Below are 18,475 nucleotides of genomic sequence, written 5' to 3'. Positions count from 1 at the left end.
ACAGGAATCAGTTTAAATAAAATGTAATTTTCTATCTATCAGTAAATTAGTAACTTGGAACAGTGATTGCGTTATTTAATTTACTTGAATACATATACACTTCATATTAACCTGTATGACCTGGCCTTCCTGGGGGCGATATTTATTGGGCTCTCTTTTGCGCTGCAATTAGGATTTGCCAAAAAAGTCAACCAGACTGCAAATCGCTTTTTGAGTTTGGCCCTGGTTACGATGGTGCTGTGGCTGCTTTGGGTACTAGGCAGGGACATCGGACTTGAATCCTGTTTTTCTCATTGGAGCTGGCTGCCGCTTCAATTTTCGCTGGCATTTGGCCCGTTAATCTTTTTCTATGTTCTCAAAATAACCCGGCCCGAATATAAATTCCGGTCTAATGATCTGCTGCATTTTAGTCCCTTGTTGCTGGAATTCACTGCCCAGGCATTGGAAGTTATGGATAGTATAAAAAACGGCGTAGCTACTGATAAAACGCCGATCTTTCACCAGCTGAACCCTATATTACAATTGCTAACGTTTATTTCGGTCGGCGCTTACCTGTACGCATCTCACAGGCAGATAGAACGCTTTTACCAGGGGCTGAAATTTAATGGGGGCGATAGGTACCGGTACGAGTTGCGGTGGCTGCATAATTTATTAATAGGTTTCGGCCTGTTATGGTTCTTATGGATACCTTTTACAGCGATAGATTATTTTTACTACCAGTATCAATTTAGTATACATGCTTATTATCCGTTGTATCTCCTTTTAGCGGTAATGGCCATTTGGATAGCGGCCGTAGCCTTTTTAAGGCTGGAGAATGGCATGGTGACCGAACCTCCCTTGTTTTTAAAGCCGGCGCTTCCAGCGGAAATCAAGCAAAAGGGTATTTGGCTAAAGAGAGCTGTGCAAGCCAACCTGTATTACCGGGACCCGGAACTAAGCCTAAACTCATTGGCCGAAAAGCTGGAGATGACTACCCATGAATTATCCCGGATCATCAATACAGCGCTTAAAAAAAGCTTCAATGATTTCATTAATGAATATCGCGTACAGGAGGTGTCCCGAAAAATGAAGGATCCTGCTTTTGATCACTTTACGCTTCTGGGCATAGCATATGAATCGGGTTTCAACTCTCAAAGCACTTTTAATCGCATTTTTAAACAAATGACCGGGAAAAGCCCGCTGGAGTATAAAAATCACCTGAAAAAAGAGTGCCCATCTTATAAGTTGGGAAGCCAATCCCAATTTGCGCCGGTAATATTGCATCGTGAAACCCTTTCAAAATGGGCTCATGAAAAATTAAACGGCAATTATATGTTTAGGAACTATTTAAAAATCTCATGGCGCAACCTGGTGCGCAATAAAAGCTATACCGCTATTAATGTTATTGGTTTAGCTGTTGGTATTGCCGTTTGTATGGTGATCTTTATCATTATCCAATATCAAACAAGCTTTGATGGTTTTCATTCCAAAAGAGATCGCATCTATCGGGTGTTAACCGAATATCATCATGCCGAATCGGCAAATATTTCTTATGGGAAAGATCTCCCTTTTCCAATGCCCCTGGGATTGAAAACGGCTTTCCCTCAAATAGAACAGGTGGCTCCAACTTTTGCAAGCCAAAATGATCAGGTGTTGATAGTTGATCATAACGGAAGTGCGGAGAAAAAATTTAAAGAGCAACGGGGCGTATTTTTTGCAGGGCCTTCATTCTTTAAAATATTTGATTTCCCTTTGCTTGCAGGCTCCTATGCCTCATTAAATGACCCGAACAATGTATTGCTTACCAAAGAGATTGCTGAAAAATATTTCGGCGACTGGAAAACGGCAATAGGCAAAACCATTAAACTGCAAGCAGGCGGCTATATATTTGAGCACGGTACCGACATATTGAAAGTTTCGGGCATCCTTGCTACCGTACCTGCAAATACAGATTTTCAGCTAAAAATGGTTGTGGCGTTTGGAACAGGCTTTACCGGAGATTACCTGTCAAAATCAACCAATTGGGTCGAAACGGTATCTAATTTTGGCTGCTACATTTTGTTGCCACCGAATGTTTCTGCCAATAATTTTAATCAGCAATTAAGAGCATACTCCCGGAAGGTGGAATCTCCCGACAATAAGGATAGTCATATTATACAATCAATAAGTGCGGTACATTACGATGCAGAAGCAGGTAACTACAGCAGTAAAACAATCAGTCATCAACTGCTCAATGTATTGTGGCTCATCGCGGCATTCATCCTGTTAATTGCCTGCGTAAACTTTATAAACCTCTCTACCGCGCAAGCTGTTAATCGTGCAAAGGAAGTTGGTGTAAGAAAAGTTTTGGGCAGCAGTAAATCCCAATTGCAGGTCCAATTCATTGTTGAAACATTTTTGATAGTGGCAAGCGCTGTGATATTGGCAGCCCTTATTACCATGCTTGCATTGCCTTATATCAATCAACTTTTAGAACTTTCGTTATCGTTTAACATATTTAACAATCCCGCAATTATTTTATTTCTTTTAATTGTAACCATTGTTGTAACCGCATTCGCCGGTTTTTATCCTTCTCTTGTTTTATCACGTTTCAATCCGGTTAATGCTTTAAAGAGTAAACTCACATCAAATGCAAAGGGGATTTCATTAAGAAGGGGATTGGTTGTGTTTCAATTCATTATTGCACAGGTGCTCATCATCGGAACGCTCATCATTGTAAAGCAAATGAATTATTTTATGGATCAACCCTTAGGCTTTGATAAAGATGCTGTTATCAATGTCCCTTTCCGGATTGATACTACACTCCTTAACAAACTGGATTATTTAAAGAGGCAGTTATTGACGGTAAATGGCGTGCAGGCCGTAAGCTTAAGTACCAACACCCCGATTGAAAATGGTAATGATATGTGGAATACGGTTAGATTTAACCATGCCGTAAAAGAAGCAGACTTTCAGACTATTATCAAATTTGCCGACAACGAATATGTGCCAACTTATAAATTACCACTGGTTGCTGGTAGAAATTTGCAGCCATCTGATACTGTAGGAGAGTTTTTAGTAAACGAATCCCTGATAAAAAATTTAGGTATTAAAAATCCAGAGGACATATTGAACAAAGACATCAGCACATGGAACGATGTGCTGCATGGCCCTGTCGTGGGAGTATTGAAAGATTTTAATGACCGATCTTTTCGCAATACTCTTGCACCATTGTTGATTACCACAGACAAAGCCATGTACAACCAGATCGGCGTCAAACTTGCAACCAAAAACATTTCTTCTACACTGGAATCTGTTAAAAAAGTATTTGAGCAAACCTATCCCGATTTTGTTTACGAATACAAGTTTTTGGATGAAAAAATTGCAGGTTTCTACAAACAGGAAACTCAGTTAGCAGCATTATATAAAATTTTTGCAGCCATCGCTATATTCCTTAGTTGTTTGGGCTTGTATGGTTTAGCCTCGTTCATAGCCGTACAGCGGATAAAAGAAGTTGGTATTCGTAAAGTCCTTGGTGCCACTGCGGGTAGTATCGTTTATTTGTTTTCAAAAGAATTTATCATACTCATAGCTATTGCCTTTGCCATTGCTACACCCATTGCCTGGTACTACATGCACCAATGGCTACAGGACTACGCTTATCGTATCAGCATTAGTTGGTGGTTATTTGCTACAGGCGGCCTCGCTGCAACAATTATTGCATTAGCAACCATAAGTTTCCAGGCAATAAAAGCAGCAAAAGAAAACCCGGTGAAAAGCTTGAGAAGCGAGTAATATAAAAACTGCTTTAGCAGTAAAGAACTTGGATCAATAACATGAGATCTGAGGTTTAGTTGACACATTTGATGTGGTGCGTTCCGGGGTGAGATACGGAACGCATTTTTTATATCCGGAGGGTTATAGCTTTTTTGTCTAAAATGTGTCTATTCTTTTCGCCTGTTTACCAAAGCGCTTTAATCGCTTTTAAAAAATGTAAAAGCCCCGCGAAAAATTACAAAGAACCAATGAACTAATAAACTAATGATACCAATGAACTAATACAAAATACCTACATTTGCCCATCAATCAATATGAAGTTTATTTATCAAACATGGTGGAAAGTGATAGCCGTATTAATGGTGTTATCCACCTTTATTACCGGTTTATTATTTAAGGTGCCCCACCTGCCGATCATCCACGAAACCATACGTAACTTATACTTTCACGTACCCATGTGGATGGGGATGCTCACGGTGTTTGTGGTATCGGTATATTTCAGCATCAAATATTTAAGCTCAGGTAAAGAAGAGCATGACCTGGCAGCTGTGGAATGTGTTAACACCGGCTTACTGTTTTACGCGCTTGGCTTGGTAACGGGCATGCTGTGGGCAAAATACACCTGGGGTGAGTTTTGGAGCGGCGACCCTAAACAAAACAGTGCCGCGATAGCTTTTTTGCTGTACTGTGCTTACATCGTTTTACGCAACTCGATAGACGAGGAGCAGAAGCGCGCTAAAATATCGGCCATTTACAACATTTTCGCTTTCCCGATTATGATTGTGCTGATATTTATTTTACCCCGGATGACGGATTCCTTACACCCCGGAAGCGGTGGCAACCCCGCGTTTGGAAAATATGACCTGGATAACGGCATGAAGATAGCTTTTTACCCTGCCCTGTTAGGCTGGAGCTTTATAGCCTTGTGGATAGCCACGCTCCGTTACCGTATCCGTTTAGTTGAGAATAAAAAGAACGACAATTAATATGAAGAAATTGATCTTTTCGTTATTACTGCTCATCAGTTGTACCGCCGTTATGGCACAACAAGCACAGCAGGTTGAAATGGCCGATGCCTTGCGCAGCTCGGGCAAAATATACGTTGTAGTGCTTACTATAGCCATTATTTTTGCCGGATTGGCCCTTTATCTGTTCTCGATGGACCGCCGATTAAAAAAAATCGAAAAGGAAAAATAGTTCAAATAATTTGCCTATCTTGTTTAAACATAGTTTTTGTACCGCTGTTATAAGGTGTATCTGACACACTAACAATAAAATATTTGCGATATTGATAAAAATTGTACCAAATTTGTGCACTTTTTTAAGAGTTTAATATTTATATAATAATTATGGCTACGAATATTTTAGTTGCTGACGAGGATACCCATTTCTTTGGCGACGTATGTAAAAACTTCGATTACGCAGCGCAGTTTACCAAACACGATGCTGGCTTATTAGATCAGATCAAATCCTGTAACAGTGTTTACCGCTTCCGTTTCCCTATCCGTAGGGGTAATGGTTTTGAGGTGATCGACGCATGGAGGGTAGAGCACTCACATCATCAATCGCCAACCAAAGGCGGTATCCGCTACAGCGAAATGGTGAATGAGGATGAGGTAATGGCATTGGCCGCTTTAATGACTTACAAATGCGCCATTGTTAATGTACCTTTTGGTGGCGCCAAGGGTGGTATCAAAATAAACCCCAAAAACTACACCGTAAGCGAGTTGGAAAACATTACCCGCCGCTACACTGTGGAATTGATTAAGAAAAACTTTATTGGCCCCAGCATCGACGTGCCTGCTCCGGATTATGGATCGGGCGAGCGCGAAATGAGCTGGATAGCTGATACGTATGCTACCATGAACCCAGGTCAGCTGGATGCTATGGGCGCCGTTACCGGTAAACCTATTGCGTTGCATGGTATTGCTGGTCGTCGTGAGGCTACTGGTCGTGGTGTGGCCATGGCCATCCGCGAGTGCGTAAGCGTTGGTGAGGATATGCAGAAATTAGGCTTATTACCAGGTTTAGCCGGTAAAAGAGTAATTGTACAAGGTTTGGGTAATGTGGGTTATTATTCAGCTAAATTTTTGGCTGAGTTTGGTGCCATCATTGTAGGCCTTTGCGAATTTGAAGGCGCTATCTATAACGAAGACGGACTGGATATCGAGGCTGTTTTCCAGCACCGTAAAGCAACCGGATCTATTTTAGGTTATGCAGGTGCCCTGCGCGAGTTTGCTAACACTATGGAAGGGCTGGAGCAACCATGCGACATCCTGGTACCGGCCGCGCTGGAAAACCAGATCACCGAATATAACATCCGTAACATACAGGCAAAAATTATTGCCGAAGGTGCAAACGGACCAACATCGCCAGAAGCCGAAGCTATATTTTATGCTAATGGTGGTTTGATCATCCCTGACATGTATGCTAATGCCGGTGGTGTAACCGTATCTTATTTTGAATGGTTAAAAAACCTGAGCCACGTAGCTTTTGGACGCATGAACCGCAGATTTGAAGAAAATTCTAATCTTAACCTGGTGAACATGGTAGAAGGTATAACCGGAACATCATTAACCCCAATGCAGCGTTCAACCATTATCAAAGGCGCGTCTGAACTGGAACTGGTAAACTCCGGACTGGAAGATACCATGATCCGCTCATACCACGAGATTAGGGAGATTTACAAAAACAATCCAAAGATTGATACCCTGCGAAGCGCAGCTATGGTAGGTGCTATCAACAAAATAGCCGTATCATACCAAAACCTTGGTGTTTGGCCGTAAATACATTTCCTTTGTCATCCTGAGCAAAGCTTGAAGCGGCGGGTTGAAAAACCTGCCGCTTTTGTTTTTATATTTAGCAGGCTTTAAAATAAGTGGATGAGTAGAACAAAAAAGAAAAAAGCGTTAATAGATATAGATAGAGACGACTTGGATGAAGGGAAAATGCGCCTTGGAAGAATAGGCTGGTTGCTTCCCTCCATTATTTCTTTTGCATATATGTTAAGCAACTCTACTAATGTATTGATGGATTTGAAATGGTTGATCATAATTGGAGGATTCTTAGGCCTTATTATTGTGTTGATATGGGTAAAGAAACGCGATATGATGGTGATAGCGATTATTGGCATATGCTCTTTATTTATCAATCTTCCTTTAATTATCAATAGTGTGTTTGCCAATTCTAAAGACATCCAATTAAAATTAATGATTGATAATAAATACCCGGCTGGTCGTCGGTCTGGGCCGTCCGTTTCTTTTAAATATCAGGGGTATACGAAAAATATTCCGGTAAGTAATGAATCTGAGATGGATAGTGCATCTTATGTGATGGTAATTGTAAATAAGGGCCTGTTTGGATATTATATTATCAGACGAGGTTACTTGGTTAAAGAATAAGATCAAATACCCTTTCACCCTTTGTTTTTCCGTCCATAAACAGTTTTTGTTTTGGATTTGCCGTGGAGCATCGAAGAAAATTTACTGGCAATAGGTTTTTTTTTTAAATTTTTGTCAGATAGTTCGGTAGTATCCTTATATGCTTCTGGCACCCATTCCAATTTTATTCTGCATTCGTTACTCATGGTTGTGTGGTTTTACGTAAATATACCAAAAGTATCCAGCACGCGTCATTGCTGCGAGGGGGACCGACGTGGCAATCCCCGATTTGTAGAGCCGGTCTGTATAGTTAGGGATTGCCACGCTACGCTCAATGACGCGTGGATATAAAAAGCCGAAGAGAGAGTGGTCCAGTGTGGCGCCGACCGGATGAGTCGACCCCGCGTTCCATAAAAATCTTGATTCCTGACTCTCACTTCTTGCCTCTCTTTAATTTATCAAGAACGGTTCTAAATAACACATATGGCTTGTAATAAACTTTATTAGCGCTATGTTTTGTATTTTTGCATTCTATTATATAATTTATAAGCCTCGGAATGAAGAAAAGTGCAATTTTTGGTCTTGTAGTTATAGCCATCGCTATAGCGGTTATCATTAGTGTTTACTCCAACTCCAGTACCTATGGTTCTTTTAGCGACGCGCAAAAAACTACCAGCGAATTGCATATTGTAGGGCACCTGAATACAACAAAAAAGTTGTATTATGATGCCACCAAGGATGCTAATTACTTTTCGTTTTACATGAAAGATAATAAAGGCGAGGAGCGTAAAGTGGTTTTTACGGGTACCAAACCCGAAGACTTTGAGCGCAGCGAGCAGCTGGTATTAACCGGCACTATGATTGGCCAGGAGTTTCACGCCTCCAAGATCCTGATGAAATGCCCTTCCAAATACACTCAGGACAAGTTAGAAATTACAGAAGCAAAGGCCACGCAGGCCAGTATATAATAAAGTTAAAAGTCAAAATTCAAAAGTCAAAAAAAACACAAATGCCTGACTTTTAAATTTTGACTTTTGAATTTTGACTTAAAATATGGATACAGTTTTTAAAGGTGAACACCTTTTACCCGGCCAGATAGGTCAGTTTTTTATAGTTCTTTCTTTTGGCGCCGCGCTTATATCATTTATAAGCTATTATTTTGCCACCACCGAGGATGCAGGTAAAAATGATAGCTCATGGCAGCGCCTGGGCCGCATCGGCTTTTATATCAATTCTATCTCTATACTGGGTATGGGCACATGCCTGTTCTATGTTATTTATAATCACTATTTTGAGTATCATTATGCCTGGGCCTATACCTCGCGCTCCTTACCGGTGTACTACATCGTATCGGGTTTCTGGAACGGACAGGAGGGAGGCTTCCTGTTGTGGACCTTCTGGCAGGCTGTTTTAGGTAATATCCTTATTCGCAGGGCCAAATCATGGGAACGCCCGGTCATGACGGTGGTTGCTTTTTCGCAGGTGGTATTAGCCACTATGGTGCTGGGTGTCGAAATTTTGGGTACCCGCGTCGGCAGCTCGCCATTCCTGTTGTTACGTAAAGCACTGGAAGCGCCTATCTTCCAAAACCCCGACTATCTTTCGTTTATAAAAGACGGACAGGGTATGAATCCATCCCTGCAAAACTATTGGATGATTATTCACCCGCCAACACTGTTCCTGGGTTTTGCTTCCATGGTGGTGCCTTTTGCTTACGCGGTAGCCGGTTTATGGCAAAAACGTTATAAAGACTGGGTTGCGCCAGCGATACCATACGCCCTGTTTTCTGGTATGATACTGGGCACCGGCGTTATTATGGGTGCATTCTGGGCATATGAATCGCTTAATTTTGGTGGTTTCTGGGCCTGGGACCCGGTAGAGAATGCCTCTATCTTCCCATGGATCACGATGGTAGCAGCCCTGCACGTGCTTATCGTATTTAAAAATACAGGTCATTCCTACTTTACCGCTACGTTTTTAGTGCTCATCAGCTTTGTGCTGGTTTGGTATTCGTCATTCCTGTCGCGTAGTGGCATTTTGGGCGATACTTCGGTACACTCCTTTACTGATAACGGTATGTTCTGGCAGCTGGTTATCGGCGTGCTGATATTCCTGGTGCTTTCGGTTGTATTGCTTGTGGCCAGGTGGAAACAATTGCCTATCACCAAAAAAGACGAAGACACTTACTCGCGTGAGTTCTGGATGTTTGTAGGCTCGGTATTTTTGGGCCTGTCATGCTTCCATTTACTGGTGGTAACCTCTGTGCCGGTTTGGAACGCCATGTTTGGTACCAAAATGGCACCGCCATCAAATATTAAAATGCATTACAATGTTATCCAATCGTCGTTTGCTTTTGTAATAACCATACTCACCGGTTTTACCCAGTTTTTAAAATATAAGAAAACCGATGTAACCCGCTTTTTTATCACCACGGGCTTGTACCTGCTTTTTGGAGCTTTAATAACCGCCCTGGTGGTGTACGCAACAGGCGTTTACAAGCTGAACGCGGTGTTTATACTGGTGATGTGGGGCTCGGTATATTCGGTAGTGGCTAACGCCAAAATACTAGCTGATGCCTTTAAAGGTCAATTCAAACTGGCTGGATCGGCTGTGGCGCATATTGGTTTTGGCTTCCTGATGGTTGGTGCGGTGATTGCAGCAGGTACCAGCAGCATTATATCCATTAATAATACTGGCGAAGGCTTTTCGCCTGAGTTTGCTAAAGAGGAAAATCCACGCGAAAATGTGTTGGTTTACTTGAATCAGCCTCAAAAAATGGGCGATTATACCGTTACATACGTAGGCGATTCCGTTTCTACCCCTAACGTGTTCTTTAAAGTTGATTATAAAAAAATTGATGCTACTGGAAAAATTGAGGATGAATTTGTGTTGAAACCCAAAGCATTGATCAATAAAGGACAGATGTCAGCATCGCCAGATACCAAGCACTACCTGTTTCATGACATGTACACGCACATTACCATGTTTTATCCAGTGCCGTCTGCCTTAAAGGGTGATGCAGAGGAGAATGGCGCGGGTGGCCATGACGAGGCTAATGATGATAAAAATTATGATGCACCGGTAAGTCACGAAGTGAAACCCGGAGATACTATCCGATATCGCGACGGCTATATTTTATTAAAAGGCCTGAACAAAGAAGCCAAAGTACAAAGCATCCCGCTTAGTGATAGTGACGTAGCTATAGGTGCTAATTTGGAAATTGTAACTCATGGTAGAAAATATGAAGCGGTACCGGTGTACATGATCAAAAATGGTAACGTGTTTGATTTTGCCCGCAAGGTAGATGATGCCGGCTTGAAACTACGTTTCAGCAAGGTGATACCCGAAAATAAGAAGGTAGAGATCATGGTATATCAGCAACCAGAAAGCAAAAAGAAATTTATTGTAATGAAGGCCATCCAGTTCCCATACATCAACTTCTTCTGGGCCGGTACTATCATTATGGTTATCGGCTTCTTTATGTCGATCCTCCGCCGTAAAAAAGAATTGAAAACAGTTTAAGACCTCACTCAGCCCTCTTCATTGGAGAGGGCTTTTAAATAAATATTCAATAAAAGCTAAGGCCTAGTGCGATTCCTTCCCTCGGGAAGGGGAGGAAGGGGTTTCTACACCAAAAAGGAAAATTTAACCACGATACTCATCCCAATTCATAAAATTGATACGATTTTGCTAACTGTTGATACGCAGATACTTAGTAATTTTCAAATAAATTGAGTTATTTGTTTAATAAAGCCAATTATCAACAGCGCTTCATTATACCAATTTATAAACAGTAACTATTGCTTAACATCTTCCTGGTTTAAATCCGTATGCGTATTTAAAACCCTTGTGTTTGTTTCATTTACCAAATGAAATCATGGGGACTTTATTGCCCATAAAATGGGTTGCACGGGTTTATAAGGCAGGTAGATAAAAGCATCGTTCCTGAATTTTAAGTATGCTAACCAAAACCACTTAAAATATGAGAAACACCTTCTTTATCCTCTCGGTTGTGGCATCACTGTTATTATTTAATAGCTGCCAAAAATCAAAAATTAATACTCCTGACACTGCAAAGGCATCAAAACTAGATGGCAACAGCCTATCGGCAATTTTTACTAATGCTTTGCCATCAACTGATAATGGCAGCTATTATGATCCCTGGGTAATACGGGCTGGTGGCTATTACTATTATTGCGGCTCGGATGGAGGAAGGCTCTGGATAACTAAATCAGCCACACTGCAAAATATCCTGCAGCAAACCAAAACTTACATTTTTACACCTCCCGCGGGTACTCTATATTCCAGCGATCTTTGGGCGCCCGAGCTGCATTACCTGGGTGGTCGCTGGTACGTATATTTTGCTGCCGATGATGGTAATAATAACAACCACCGCATGCATGTTTTGGAAGGCGGGGGCGATGCTAATGATCCACTGGATGGCGGCTATAACTATAAAGCCAAATTAGCCGCCACTACCGATAATTGGGCCATTGATGGTTCGCCCTTTGTTTATAACGGGGTAACCTATTTCATATGGTCGGGCTGGGAGGGTAATACCAATGTATCCCAATACCTGTATATCGCTACCATGAGTAACCCCTATACGATCAACAGTGAAAGGGTTGAAATTTCGCGACCAGATTATGCCTGGGAAAAAGTGGGTACGCCAACCGTGAACGAAGGCCCCGAAACACTGGTAAGCGGCTCTACAGTGAATGTCATCTATTCGGCCAGCGGCAGCTGGACAAATGATTATTGCTTGGGTCGTTTAACTTGTACCAATGGTAACTTAATGTCAAAAGCATCATGGACAAAGCTATCGACACCGGCATTTTCCAAGTTTGGTAATGTGTTTGGGCCGGGCCACGCGTCATTTGTTCAATCGCCAGATAATCTTCAGTGGTGGATAGTATATCATGCTGCGAATGCTGATGGCTCTGGCTGGGATAGGAGGATCATGACTCAACAGTTTTCGTGGGATGGCGATGTGCCTTACTTTGGTTACCCTATAGAAAAGGGAATACCTATACCAGCGCCGGCTATCGACCCAAGTTATAGCATGCCTGTAGCTAATGGCACCTATCGCATTAAGTCGAAAGTTACCGGCCAGTGTTTGGATGTACCCAGTGGTTCAACAACCCCCGGAACACAGCTACAGGAGTGGACGGATAACGGCAACATCGCACAAAAATGGGTGTTTACCAGCTTGGGCAATGGCTACTACAAAATTAAGTCGACAGCAAGTAATTTGTGTTTGGATAATGCAGGCGCATCATTAAATGCGGGCAATATTCTGATTGAGTGGAATGATATCGGCGGTACCGCACAAGAATGGCGCGTACAGGACATGGGCAGCGGCTATTTCAAGATCATTAACTGTCATAGCTTGCTGGCACTCAATGTACCCAATAGCAATACCACACCAGGAACAAAATTAGAGCAATGGTACGAAAATCAGTATGATGCCGAGTTATGGAGCATAGTGCCGTAAGTATAGATTGAATATGACAATCTCTTCCTTCTCTGTATGGTCTCAAATGCTGTTGGTGTGCTCAGATGCATTTTTAAGAGATAAGTAGGTTGTCATCGAACGAGTTAAGAGGAGAAATCTTCTGCAACATAAAGCTGAGATTGAGGCTTAGCATTATGCAGAAGATTTCTCTTTTGCACAACACTCATACTGGCTCATGCTCTATCGAAATGATAATTTTTATAGAATTATCACTATCAGAACATCTCTAGACCAGAGGCTGCCGGGTAGATTGCCACGCTTCACTTGTAACACGGCGGCTGTTTTGTTATTTTAATATCCTGATACATCTTTATTGGTACCATAAATGACACCCACACTTATAAAAAACATTCTGAGCATATCGTATTTCTGGGTGCATACCGTTCCAATGTCTAATTTATAAGCATCGGACTCATAATTGTGACAATGAAAGCAAATATCAAGATGATGAATCACTTTGCCTTTTTTATTGAGGAAGATAAAGGAGTTGCGGGGCTCAAAGCAGGCTCCATGCTCCATGAGATTAGCACCATCAGTTTTTTTAAAATCAGTATTAAAAATAATGTTGGTTAGCCGGATGATCTGATTTTTATCTAAGGTTTTTACTTCTATAAGTGTTGAATAATCTAAGCTGTCTTTTATGATCACTAAGCCCTTTTGTTGTTGTAATTCTTTATAGCTTAATGTTTGTGTGGGTTTTATGGTATCTAAAGAAATCACCGGATTAGGTTCGGCGCCACCCCAATATGATACTGCCAGTATTTTATGAGCCTTTGAAAATGGATATTTCTTTAATCGCTGTTCAATAGTATATTGACTGGTGAATACACAGTCATCAAACCAGATCTTATGCCGTTTGTTTAATATTTGAAGTTGTTTTAGCGTGAGTTGTTTTGAGATAATCTTCTTTTGACGATGGTTAATCGTATCTAATCCACAACTTAACTCCCTGCTGTCAGCATAGCTACCCAGGTACATCAATAAAAATAAAAGCAGGAGTAATTTAGGTTTCATCACCTAATATTACAAAATTTTTGGGATGCTGGCCAGTGCCAATTTTTACCCCTGCTTTAAAAAAGATAAAATTTTGTTATTTACCGTATCTGGTTTTTCAATAGAAGGTAAGTGAGCCGCTCCGGCAACCGGGAAGAAATCAACCTTGAGTACACTGCGGATAGAATCGCTGTAACGGAAAGGTGATGTGCTGTCTTTTTCGCCCCAGATCAGCAATACGGGTTTATTGGCATTGTTGAGGCATATATTACTTTGTCGCCCATGCTGGTCATAATCATACATGGTGGATACCAGGGCATGGCGGAAACCTTTGTACTCCATTTGCGGCAGGTAGTGTTTTATCCATTCCGGGTGTTTTTTAGGGTACAGGAAATCATTCAGCTGGCCCTTAGCCCTTTTATTGGAATTTACGGCTTCGTTATACAAAGTAAAATAGCGGGGTGCACTTGGTTTAAGGCTTTCATACGCGGGATCTATCAGGATCACTTTATTGATGATGCCCGGATGCTGGCAGGCAAAATTAGTTATCATTTCGCCGCCAAATGATATGCCGGCCAGATTTACATGCCCCTGTAGTTTCAGGGCAGCTATCAGATCAAGCAGTTGCGTGTTGTACAGGTTTTTATTATATACAGTGGCAGGTCTGTCCGAATAACCCCGGCCATACATGTCATAGCGCAGCACCCTGTAACCGTTCTTCACCAGGAACTCATAGGTGCCGTCCCAGATATAATACGGAACGCTAAAACCATGAACCAATATCACTACTTCACCATTTTCTGGTCCTTCGAGCTGATAATGCGTGATGCCCTGACTTAATTTAATAAATTTGCCGTCGATATTTTTGCGTTCAACATCGGTTAAAGCCTTTTTTTCCTTATTGTTATATTCGTAAAAACTATATAATATAAGGGTAGAGGCTCCTACCAGGAACATGATAATGATGATACTTACTCTAAGTATTTTCATGGGGCTAGGGATAGATAGAGATGATGATTGCTAAAATACAGAAATATTTAAATTACAATGGATTACGAAATATTTTAATTGTAAAAATAGTATGCGTATAACCTTAATCGGATCGGGCAATGTAGCTACTCACCTGGCTGCAGCATTAAAAAACGCAGGTCACCGCATTGTGCAGGTTTATAGCCGCGATGCTCAGCATGCCGCCCTGTTAGCCTATCATGTGGGCGCTGAAGCTATTGATAACCTGGCAACTATAAGTCCGGATACCGATATATTTATCATTTCTGTTAAGGACGATGCCATTATAGAAATGGTAAAGGCGCTGGCCAGATATCAAAAAATTATTGTACATACATCTGGTGCAACCAATTTAAAAGATCTGCTGGCTTTTACCGATAATGCAGGGGTATTATATCCGCTACAAACCTTTAGTAAAACCAAAGAAGTTGATTTTTGGGCCGTGCCGCTATGTATTGAAGCCGCTAATGATGATATCAAAACCGATCTGGAAAAATTAGCAGCTACGATCAGTAATAATATATACCATGTTAACTCTGCCGATCGTAAAATATTGCACCTGGCTGCTGTATTTGCCTGTAACTTCCCTAATTATCTTTATGCTGTTGCACAACAGCTGCTGGCGGGGCATCAAATGAATTTTGATATGCTGAAGCCCCTGATATTGGAAACAGCGCAGAAAGTGCAGACACAACTTCCGGCAAGTGTACAAACAGGTCCGGCTGTACGAAATGACGTGGTTACGATGAATGCTCACCTGCAAATGCTTAAAGCTGAGCCGTATTGGCAAGAGATCTATACTTTATTAAGTCAGGGTATTATCAAAAACAATAATGGAGGGCACAGGGACAAGTAATTTTGTTACTTTTGCCTAAATGAACGTTTTTAAAGTAAAGATAAATTTCGAGGAAAAAGGGCACGAACCAATTGAACTGCCTATTGCCGAAGGAGAATCTGTATTGGATGTTTGCCTGGAGAACGGTATAGAGCTGCAGCATAATTGCGGCGGTGTTTGCGGATGCAGTACCTGCCATGTTTATGTGAATAAAGGAATGGATAATATTCAGGAAATATCAGATAAAGAGGAAGATTTTATTGACCGGGCTGTAAATCCGCGTATTAACTCGCGCCTGGGTTGCCAATGTGTGATCATCGACGGTGATATAGAAGTAACCCTGCCAGATCAGTCACAATTCCTGGGGCACTAATTGAGGTTTTACGTTTAACGTTGTACGTTTTACGTGAAAAGTAAATATGATTAATGAATAAAAAACGTGCTACGTAAAACGTATTACGTATAACCAAAACAAGAGCGTATAACGTACCACAAAAAATGAGCGAAAATAAATTTGCCTTGCCTATTCACTGGAATGATCACGAAGACATCGCTATTGAACTTTATGAAAAGTTTGGTGATGATTTTGACGAATCAAAAATATACCGCATTCGTTTTACCGAATTGCTGGAATGGGTTTTAGCGTTACCTAACTTTGCAGGTACAAAAGCCGAATCGACAGAAGGACACCTGGAGCAAATCCAATCGGCCTGGGTTTACGAATGGCGAGATAATCAATAGTATTCCGGTTAGCGGTTTGTAGTTAGCAGTTTGCATTTAAAGTTGCTGATTCAATAATCCACTAACTCAAAATTCAATAATTAATTACTGGTGGAATCATTTCTACATAAATTAAAAGATATTACCACGTTTATTTTTGATGTGGACGGCGTGCTTACAGATGGTTCTGTTTTTGTGACAGACAGTGGAGAACAAAGCCGGGCCTTTAATATCAAAGATGGGTATGCGCTGCAACTGGCCGTTAAATGCGGCTACAACGTATGCGCCATATCGGGTAGTCGCTCAAAAAGTGCTATATACCGTTTAAACAGCCTGGGTATTCAGGATGTTTACATGGGTACGCATACCAAATCACAACGTTTTAAAATATACCTCGAAGAAAAAGCCATCATTGCTACCAATGTTTTATACATGGGCGATGATATTCCCGATCTGGAGGTAATGAAACTGGCCGGTTTACCGGTTTGCCCTGCCGATGCGGTTGAAGAAATAAAAGCGGTGAGCACTTATGTATCGCCTTATGGTGGTGGCAAGGGCTGCGCCCGCGATATTATCGAAAAAGTGCTTAAAGTGCAGGACAAGTGGATGAGCGAGCAGGCCTATAGCTGGTAAATTGAAGTCAAAATTCAAAAGTTAAAATTCAAAAACCCTTTGTTCTTTATCTCTAATCGATAAAACAAATGAATAGTATTCCCAAGATCATTCTGGCATCAAAATCACCGCGCAGGCAGGACCTGCTCAGGCTGATGGATATGGAGTTTGAAGTTGTTTTAAAGGACGTGGACGAATCATACCCCGAAGGTTTAACACCACAGGAGGTTGCGGTTTACATCGCCCGTAAAAAAGCCGAGGCGTTTGATGGTACCATAAACGATGAGGTGGTACTTACTGCCGATACCATTGTTTGCATAGATGGCCTGATATTAGGCAAGCCAGAAACCCCGGAACATGCGGTTGAAATGCTCAAAATACTATCGGGCAAGGTGCACCAGGTTATTACCGGGGTGTGTTTGCTGTATAAGGGGCGTTATAATAACTTTTTTGATGTATCCGAAGTGTTTTTTCGTAAACTAAGCAACCAGGAGATAGAAAGTTACGTAATTCAATATAACCCACTTGATAAAGCCGGGTCATATGGCATACAGGAACGTATTGGCTTAATAGGTATTGAACGCATTAACGGCTCTTATACTAACGTAGTGGGCTTGCCTACAGAAAAGTTATACGCTCAGCTAGTTAATTTAAATAAATAATTATTTAAATTAAACCTTTGTTTGCTCAACAGTCTAATGATTAAATATAAGGGAGTGAATTAACTATGAAAAGAACTATGTATACAGGGCTGGCAATATTGCTGGTTTCGGCCCTGTCTGCTTGCAGCAGTTACAATTACTACACAGCAGCCCGTAACAAAACCGATCTCTCATCTTACCGAACATTTGCCTGGGTAGCACCCGAAACAAGCAACAAGGCCGGTGGCGTGATTAAAAAAGAGATCGCTGATGAAAGAGTGAAAGATGCCACTATCTCGGCACTACAAACCAAAGGCTTAAGACTACAGGAAAACAATCCCGATCTGCTGGTAAGCTATTCTACTGTGACCGGCAGGGGTGTGAAGACTGAATTTTATCCGGCTTACTATGGCGGCTTCGGTTGGGGCGGCTGGGGTGGCTGGGGCTGGGGTTGGGGCTGGCGATCCCGCGGATTTTACGGCTACTATGGTGGCTGGGGCGGCTGGGGTTACCCATACGGTGGCTACGGCGGTGGCACTTATGCCCGTGTGCCCTACAAAGAAGGCACTCTTATCATCGACCTGATTGACCGTAATACCGGACGTATTGTATGGAGAGGTTTTGGTGTTGGCGAATTGCACAACCCGCAAAAAACACTTGACGAATTACCTAAAGTGGTTGACGGTGTGTTGAAACAATTACAAGTAAACCAGATCAGTCCGTCGCAAATGCGAAAAGTATAAGGCAAACAACACATTCATTCCTGCAAGAAAAAATATAATGATGATCCTTTTGGGCGCTAAGCCTGAAGGGATTTTTTTTGGCGATATAAATGGACAGCGGCAAACACAGCGGCAGCAACTACCAATATAATTACCCAGGTATCCAAAGGGCAACCATCTGGTCCACCGTCAGATCCGTCGCAAAAACCACCGCCAGGGTTTGATTGGGCAAAACAATTGGAGGTGATCAATAAAAGGCATATCCCAGGTAAAAATTTATAAATAGTTTTTACAAAGGCTGTTATTTTCATGGT

General features: G+C 41.7%; 18 protein-coding genes. 14 read left to right on the top strand and 4 right to left on the bottom strand.

Annotated features, from left to right (window positions below; all coding sequences use genetic code 11):
• The first annotated feature begins 84 nt into the window (after window positions 1-84).
• From BW976_RS07750 to BW976_RS07730, 5 genes are all read left to right on the top strand, one after another.
• On the top strand, window positions 85-3,753 hold the full coding sequence (locus BW976_RS07750) for an ABC transporter permease (RefSeq protein ID WP_084192110.1): 3,669 nt from the start codon (window positions 85-87) through the stop codon (window positions 3,751-3,753).
• 296 nt (window positions 3,754-4,049) lie between these two features.
• On the top strand, window positions 4,050-4,721 hold the full coding sequence (ccsA, locus tag BW976_RS07745) for a cytochrome c biogenesis protein (RefSeq protein WP_221276129.1): 672 nt from the start codon (window positions 4,050-4,052) through the stop codon (window positions 4,719-4,721).
• A gap of 1 nt (window position 4,722) precedes the next feature.
• Window positions 4,723-4,932 (top strand): CcmD family protein, encoded by a 210-nt coding sequence (locus BW976_RS07740; protein ID WP_076372142.1) that lies wholly within the window; start codon window positions 4,723-4,725, stop codon window positions 4,930-4,932.
• A gap of 152 nt (window positions 4,933-5,084) precedes the next feature.
• On the top strand, window positions 5,085-6,521 hold the full coding sequence (locus tag BW976_RS07735; protein WP_076372140.1) for a Glu/Leu/Phe/Val family dehydrogenase: 1,437 nt from the start codon (window positions 5,085-5,087) through the stop codon (window positions 6,519-6,521).
• 96 nt (window positions 6,522-6,617) lie between these two features.
• Window positions 6,618-7,136, top strand: coding sequence for a hypothetical protein (locus tag BW976_RS07730; RefSeq protein ID WP_076372138.1), 519 nt, complete (start codon window positions 6,618-6,620; stop codon window positions 7,134-7,136).
• A 14-nt stretch (window positions 7,137-7,150) separates the two neighbouring features.
• Here BW976_RS07730 and BW976_RS29290 read toward each other — a convergent pair whose 3' ends face one another.
• Window positions 7,151-7,321, bottom strand: a complete 171-nt coding sequence (locus BW976_RS29290) for a hypothetical protein (RefSeq protein WP_175614068.1) — start codon at window positions 7,319-7,321, stop codon at window positions 7,151-7,153.
• Window positions 7,322-7,672: 351 nt separating this feature from the next.
• On the opposite strand from BW976_RS29290, the gene BW976_RS07725 reads away from it, so the two are divergent.
• From BW976_RS07725 to BW976_RS07715, 3 genes are all read left to right on the top strand, one after another.
• On the top strand, window positions 7,673-8,083 hold the full coding sequence (locus BW976_RS07725) for a cytochrome c maturation protein CcmE domain-containing protein (RefSeq protein ID WP_076372136.1): 411 nt from the start codon (window positions 7,673-7,675) through the stop codon (window positions 8,081-8,083).
• 85 nt (window positions 8,084-8,168) lie between these two features.
• Window positions 8,169-10,637 (top strand): cytochrome c biogenesis protein CcsA, encoded by a 2,469-nt coding sequence (ccsA, locus tag BW976_RS07720; RefSeq protein ID WP_076372134.1) that lies wholly within the window; start codon window positions 8,169-8,171, stop codon window positions 10,635-10,637.
• 460 nt (window positions 10,638-11,097) lie between these two features.
• Window positions 11,098-12,609, top strand: coding sequence for an RICIN domain-containing protein (locus BW976_RS07715; protein WP_076372132.1), 1,512 nt, complete (start codon window positions 11,098-11,100; stop codon window positions 12,607-12,609).
• 312 nt (window positions 12,610-12,921) lie between these two features.
• On the opposite strand, the gene BW976_RS07710 is transcribed toward BW976_RS07715, so the two are convergent.
• Together BW976_RS07710 and BW976_RS07705 are read right to left on the bottom strand one after the other, a co-directional pair.
• Window positions 12,922-13,644 carry a hypothetical protein gene (locus BW976_RS07710; protein WP_076372130.1) on the bottom strand — a complete coding sequence of 241 codons (723 nt, stop codon included), beginning with the start codon at window positions 13,642-13,644 and terminating at the stop codon, window positions 12,922-12,924.
• Window positions 13,645-13,689: 45 nt separating this feature from the next.
• Window positions 13,690-14,613, bottom strand: coding sequence for an alpha/beta fold hydrolase (locus BW976_RS07705; protein WP_084192109.1), 924 nt, complete (start codon window positions 14,611-14,613; stop codon window positions 13,690-13,692).
• A gap of 43 nt (window positions 14,614-14,656) precedes the next feature.
• Here BW976_RS07705 and BW976_RS07700 point away from each other — a divergent pair, with 43 nt between their 5' ends.
• The 6 genes from BW976_RS07700 to BW976_RS07675 all read left to right on the top strand — a co-directional run bounded on the left by BW976_RS07700 (window position 14,657) and on the right by BW976_RS07675 (window position 18,182).
• Complete coding sequence (locus BW976_RS07700) at window positions 14,657-15,487, top strand: Rossmann-like and DUF2520 domain-containing protein (RefSeq protein ID WP_317042928.1); 831 nt, start codon at window positions 14,657-14,659, stop codon at window positions 15,485-15,487.
• A 19-nt stretch (window positions 15,488-15,506) separates the two neighbouring features.
• A complete protein-coding gene (locus tag BW976_RS07695; RefSeq protein ID WP_076372126.1) occupies window positions 15,507-15,839 on the top strand; it encodes a 2Fe-2S iron-sulfur cluster-binding protein in 333 nt (110 codons plus the stop codon).
• 125 nt (window positions 15,840-15,964) lie between these two features.
• The gene (iscX, locus tag BW976_RS07690) at window positions 15,965-16,207 is read left to right on the top strand and encodes a Fe-S cluster assembly protein IscX (protein ID WP_076372124.1); all 243 of its coding nucleotides are present in this window, start codon (window positions 15,965-15,967) and stop codon (window positions 16,205-16,207) included.
• Window positions 16,208-16,297: 90 nt separating this feature from the next.
• Window positions 16,298-16,819, top strand: a complete 522-nt coding sequence (locus tag BW976_RS07685) for a KdsC family phosphatase (protein WP_217696219.1) — start codon at window positions 16,298-16,300, stop codon at window positions 16,817-16,819.
• Window positions 16,820-16,887: 68 nt separating this feature from the next.
• Window positions 16,888-17,460 (top strand): Maf family protein, encoded by a 573-nt coding sequence (locus BW976_RS07680; protein ID WP_076372119.1) that lies wholly within the window; start codon window positions 16,888-16,890, stop codon window positions 17,458-17,460.
• Between the two features lie 65 nt (window positions 17,461-17,525).
• Window positions 17,526-18,182 carry a DUF4136 domain-containing protein gene (locus BW976_RS07675; RefSeq protein ID WP_084192108.1) on the top strand — a complete coding sequence of 219 codons (657 nt, stop codon included), beginning with the start codon at window positions 17,526-17,528 and terminating at the stop codon, window positions 18,180-18,182.
• A 56-nt stretch (window positions 18,183-18,238) separates the two neighbouring features.
• On the opposite strand, the gene BW976_RS07670 is transcribed toward BW976_RS07675, so the two are convergent.
• Complete coding sequence (locus BW976_RS07670) at window positions 18,239-18,472, bottom strand: hypothetical protein (protein ID WP_076372115.1); 234 nt, start codon at window positions 18,470-18,472, stop codon at window positions 18,239-18,241.
• Window positions 18,473-18,475 lie beyond the last annotated feature (3 nt).

It is taken from the genome of Mucilaginibacter lappiensis, assembly GCF_900155965.1.
Lineage (GTDB): Bacteria > Bacteroidota > Bacteroidia > Sphingobacteriales > Sphingobacteriaceae > Mucilaginibacter > Mucilaginibacter lappiensis.
The sequence above is the reverse complement of the archived record's forward strand: the minus strand, read 5'-3'. Positions and strand labels throughout refer to the sequence as shown.

Excerpts from the sequence above, each read along its gene's own strand:
- BW976_RS07715 (WP_076372132.1), top strand. The coding sequence starts at position 11,098 with ATGAGAAACACCTTCTTTATCCTCTCGGTTGTGGCATCACTGTTATTA.
- BW976_RS07740 (WP_076372142.1), top strand. The coding sequence starts at position 4,723 with ATGAAGAAATTGATCTTTTCGTTATTACTGCTCATCAGTTGTACCGCC.
- BW976_RS07710 (WP_076372130.1), bottom strand. The coding sequence starts at position 13,644 with ATGAAACCTAAATTACTCCTGCTTTTATTTTTATTGATGTACCTGGGT.
- iscX (WP_076372124.1), top strand. The coding sequence starts at position 15,965 with ATGAGCGAAAATAAATTTGCCTTGCCTATTCACTGGAATGATCACGAA.
- BW976_RS07730 (WP_076372138.1), top strand. The coding sequence starts at position 6,618 with ATGAGTAGAACAAAAAAGAAAAAAGCGTTAATAGATATAGATAGAGAC.
- BW976_RS29290 (WP_175614068.1), bottom strand. The coding sequence starts at position 7,321 with ATGAGTAACGAATGCAGAATAAAATTGGAATGGGTGCCAGAAGCATAT.
- BW976_RS07725 (WP_076372136.1), top strand. The coding sequence starts at position 7,673 with ATGAAGAAAAGTGCAATTTTTGGTCTTGTAGTTATAGCCATCGCTATA.
- ccsA (WP_221276129.1), top strand. The coding sequence starts at position 4,050 with ATGAAGTTTATTTATCAAACATGGTGGAAAGTGATAGCCGTATTAATG.
- ccsA (WP_076372134.1), top strand. The coding sequence starts at position 8,169 with ATGGATACAGTTTTTAAAGGTGAACACCTTTTACCCGGCCAGATAGGT.
- BW976_RS07675 (WP_084192108.1), top strand. The coding sequence starts at position 17,526 with ATGAAAAGAACTATGTATACAGGGCTGGCAATATTGCTGGTTTCGGCC.
- BW976_RS07670 (WP_076372115.1), bottom strand. The coding sequence starts at position 18,472 with ATGAAAATAACAGCCTTTGTAAAAACTATTTATAAATTTTTACCTGGG.
- BW976_RS07695 (WP_076372126.1), top strand. The coding sequence starts at position 15,507 with ATGAACGTTTTTAAAGTAAAGATAAATTTCGAGGAAAAAGGGCACGAA.
- BW976_RS07735 (WP_076372140.1), top strand. The coding sequence starts at position 5,085 with ATGGCTACGAATATTTTAGTTGCTGACGAGGATACCCATTTCTTTGGC.
- BW976_RS07680 (WP_076372119.1), top strand. The coding sequence starts at position 16,888 with ATGAATAGTATTCCCAAGATCATTCTGGCATCAAAATCACCGCGCAGG.
- BW976_RS07705 (WP_084192109.1), bottom strand. The coding sequence starts at position 14,613 with ATGAAAATACTTAGAGTAAGTATCATCATTATCATGTTCCTGGTAGGA.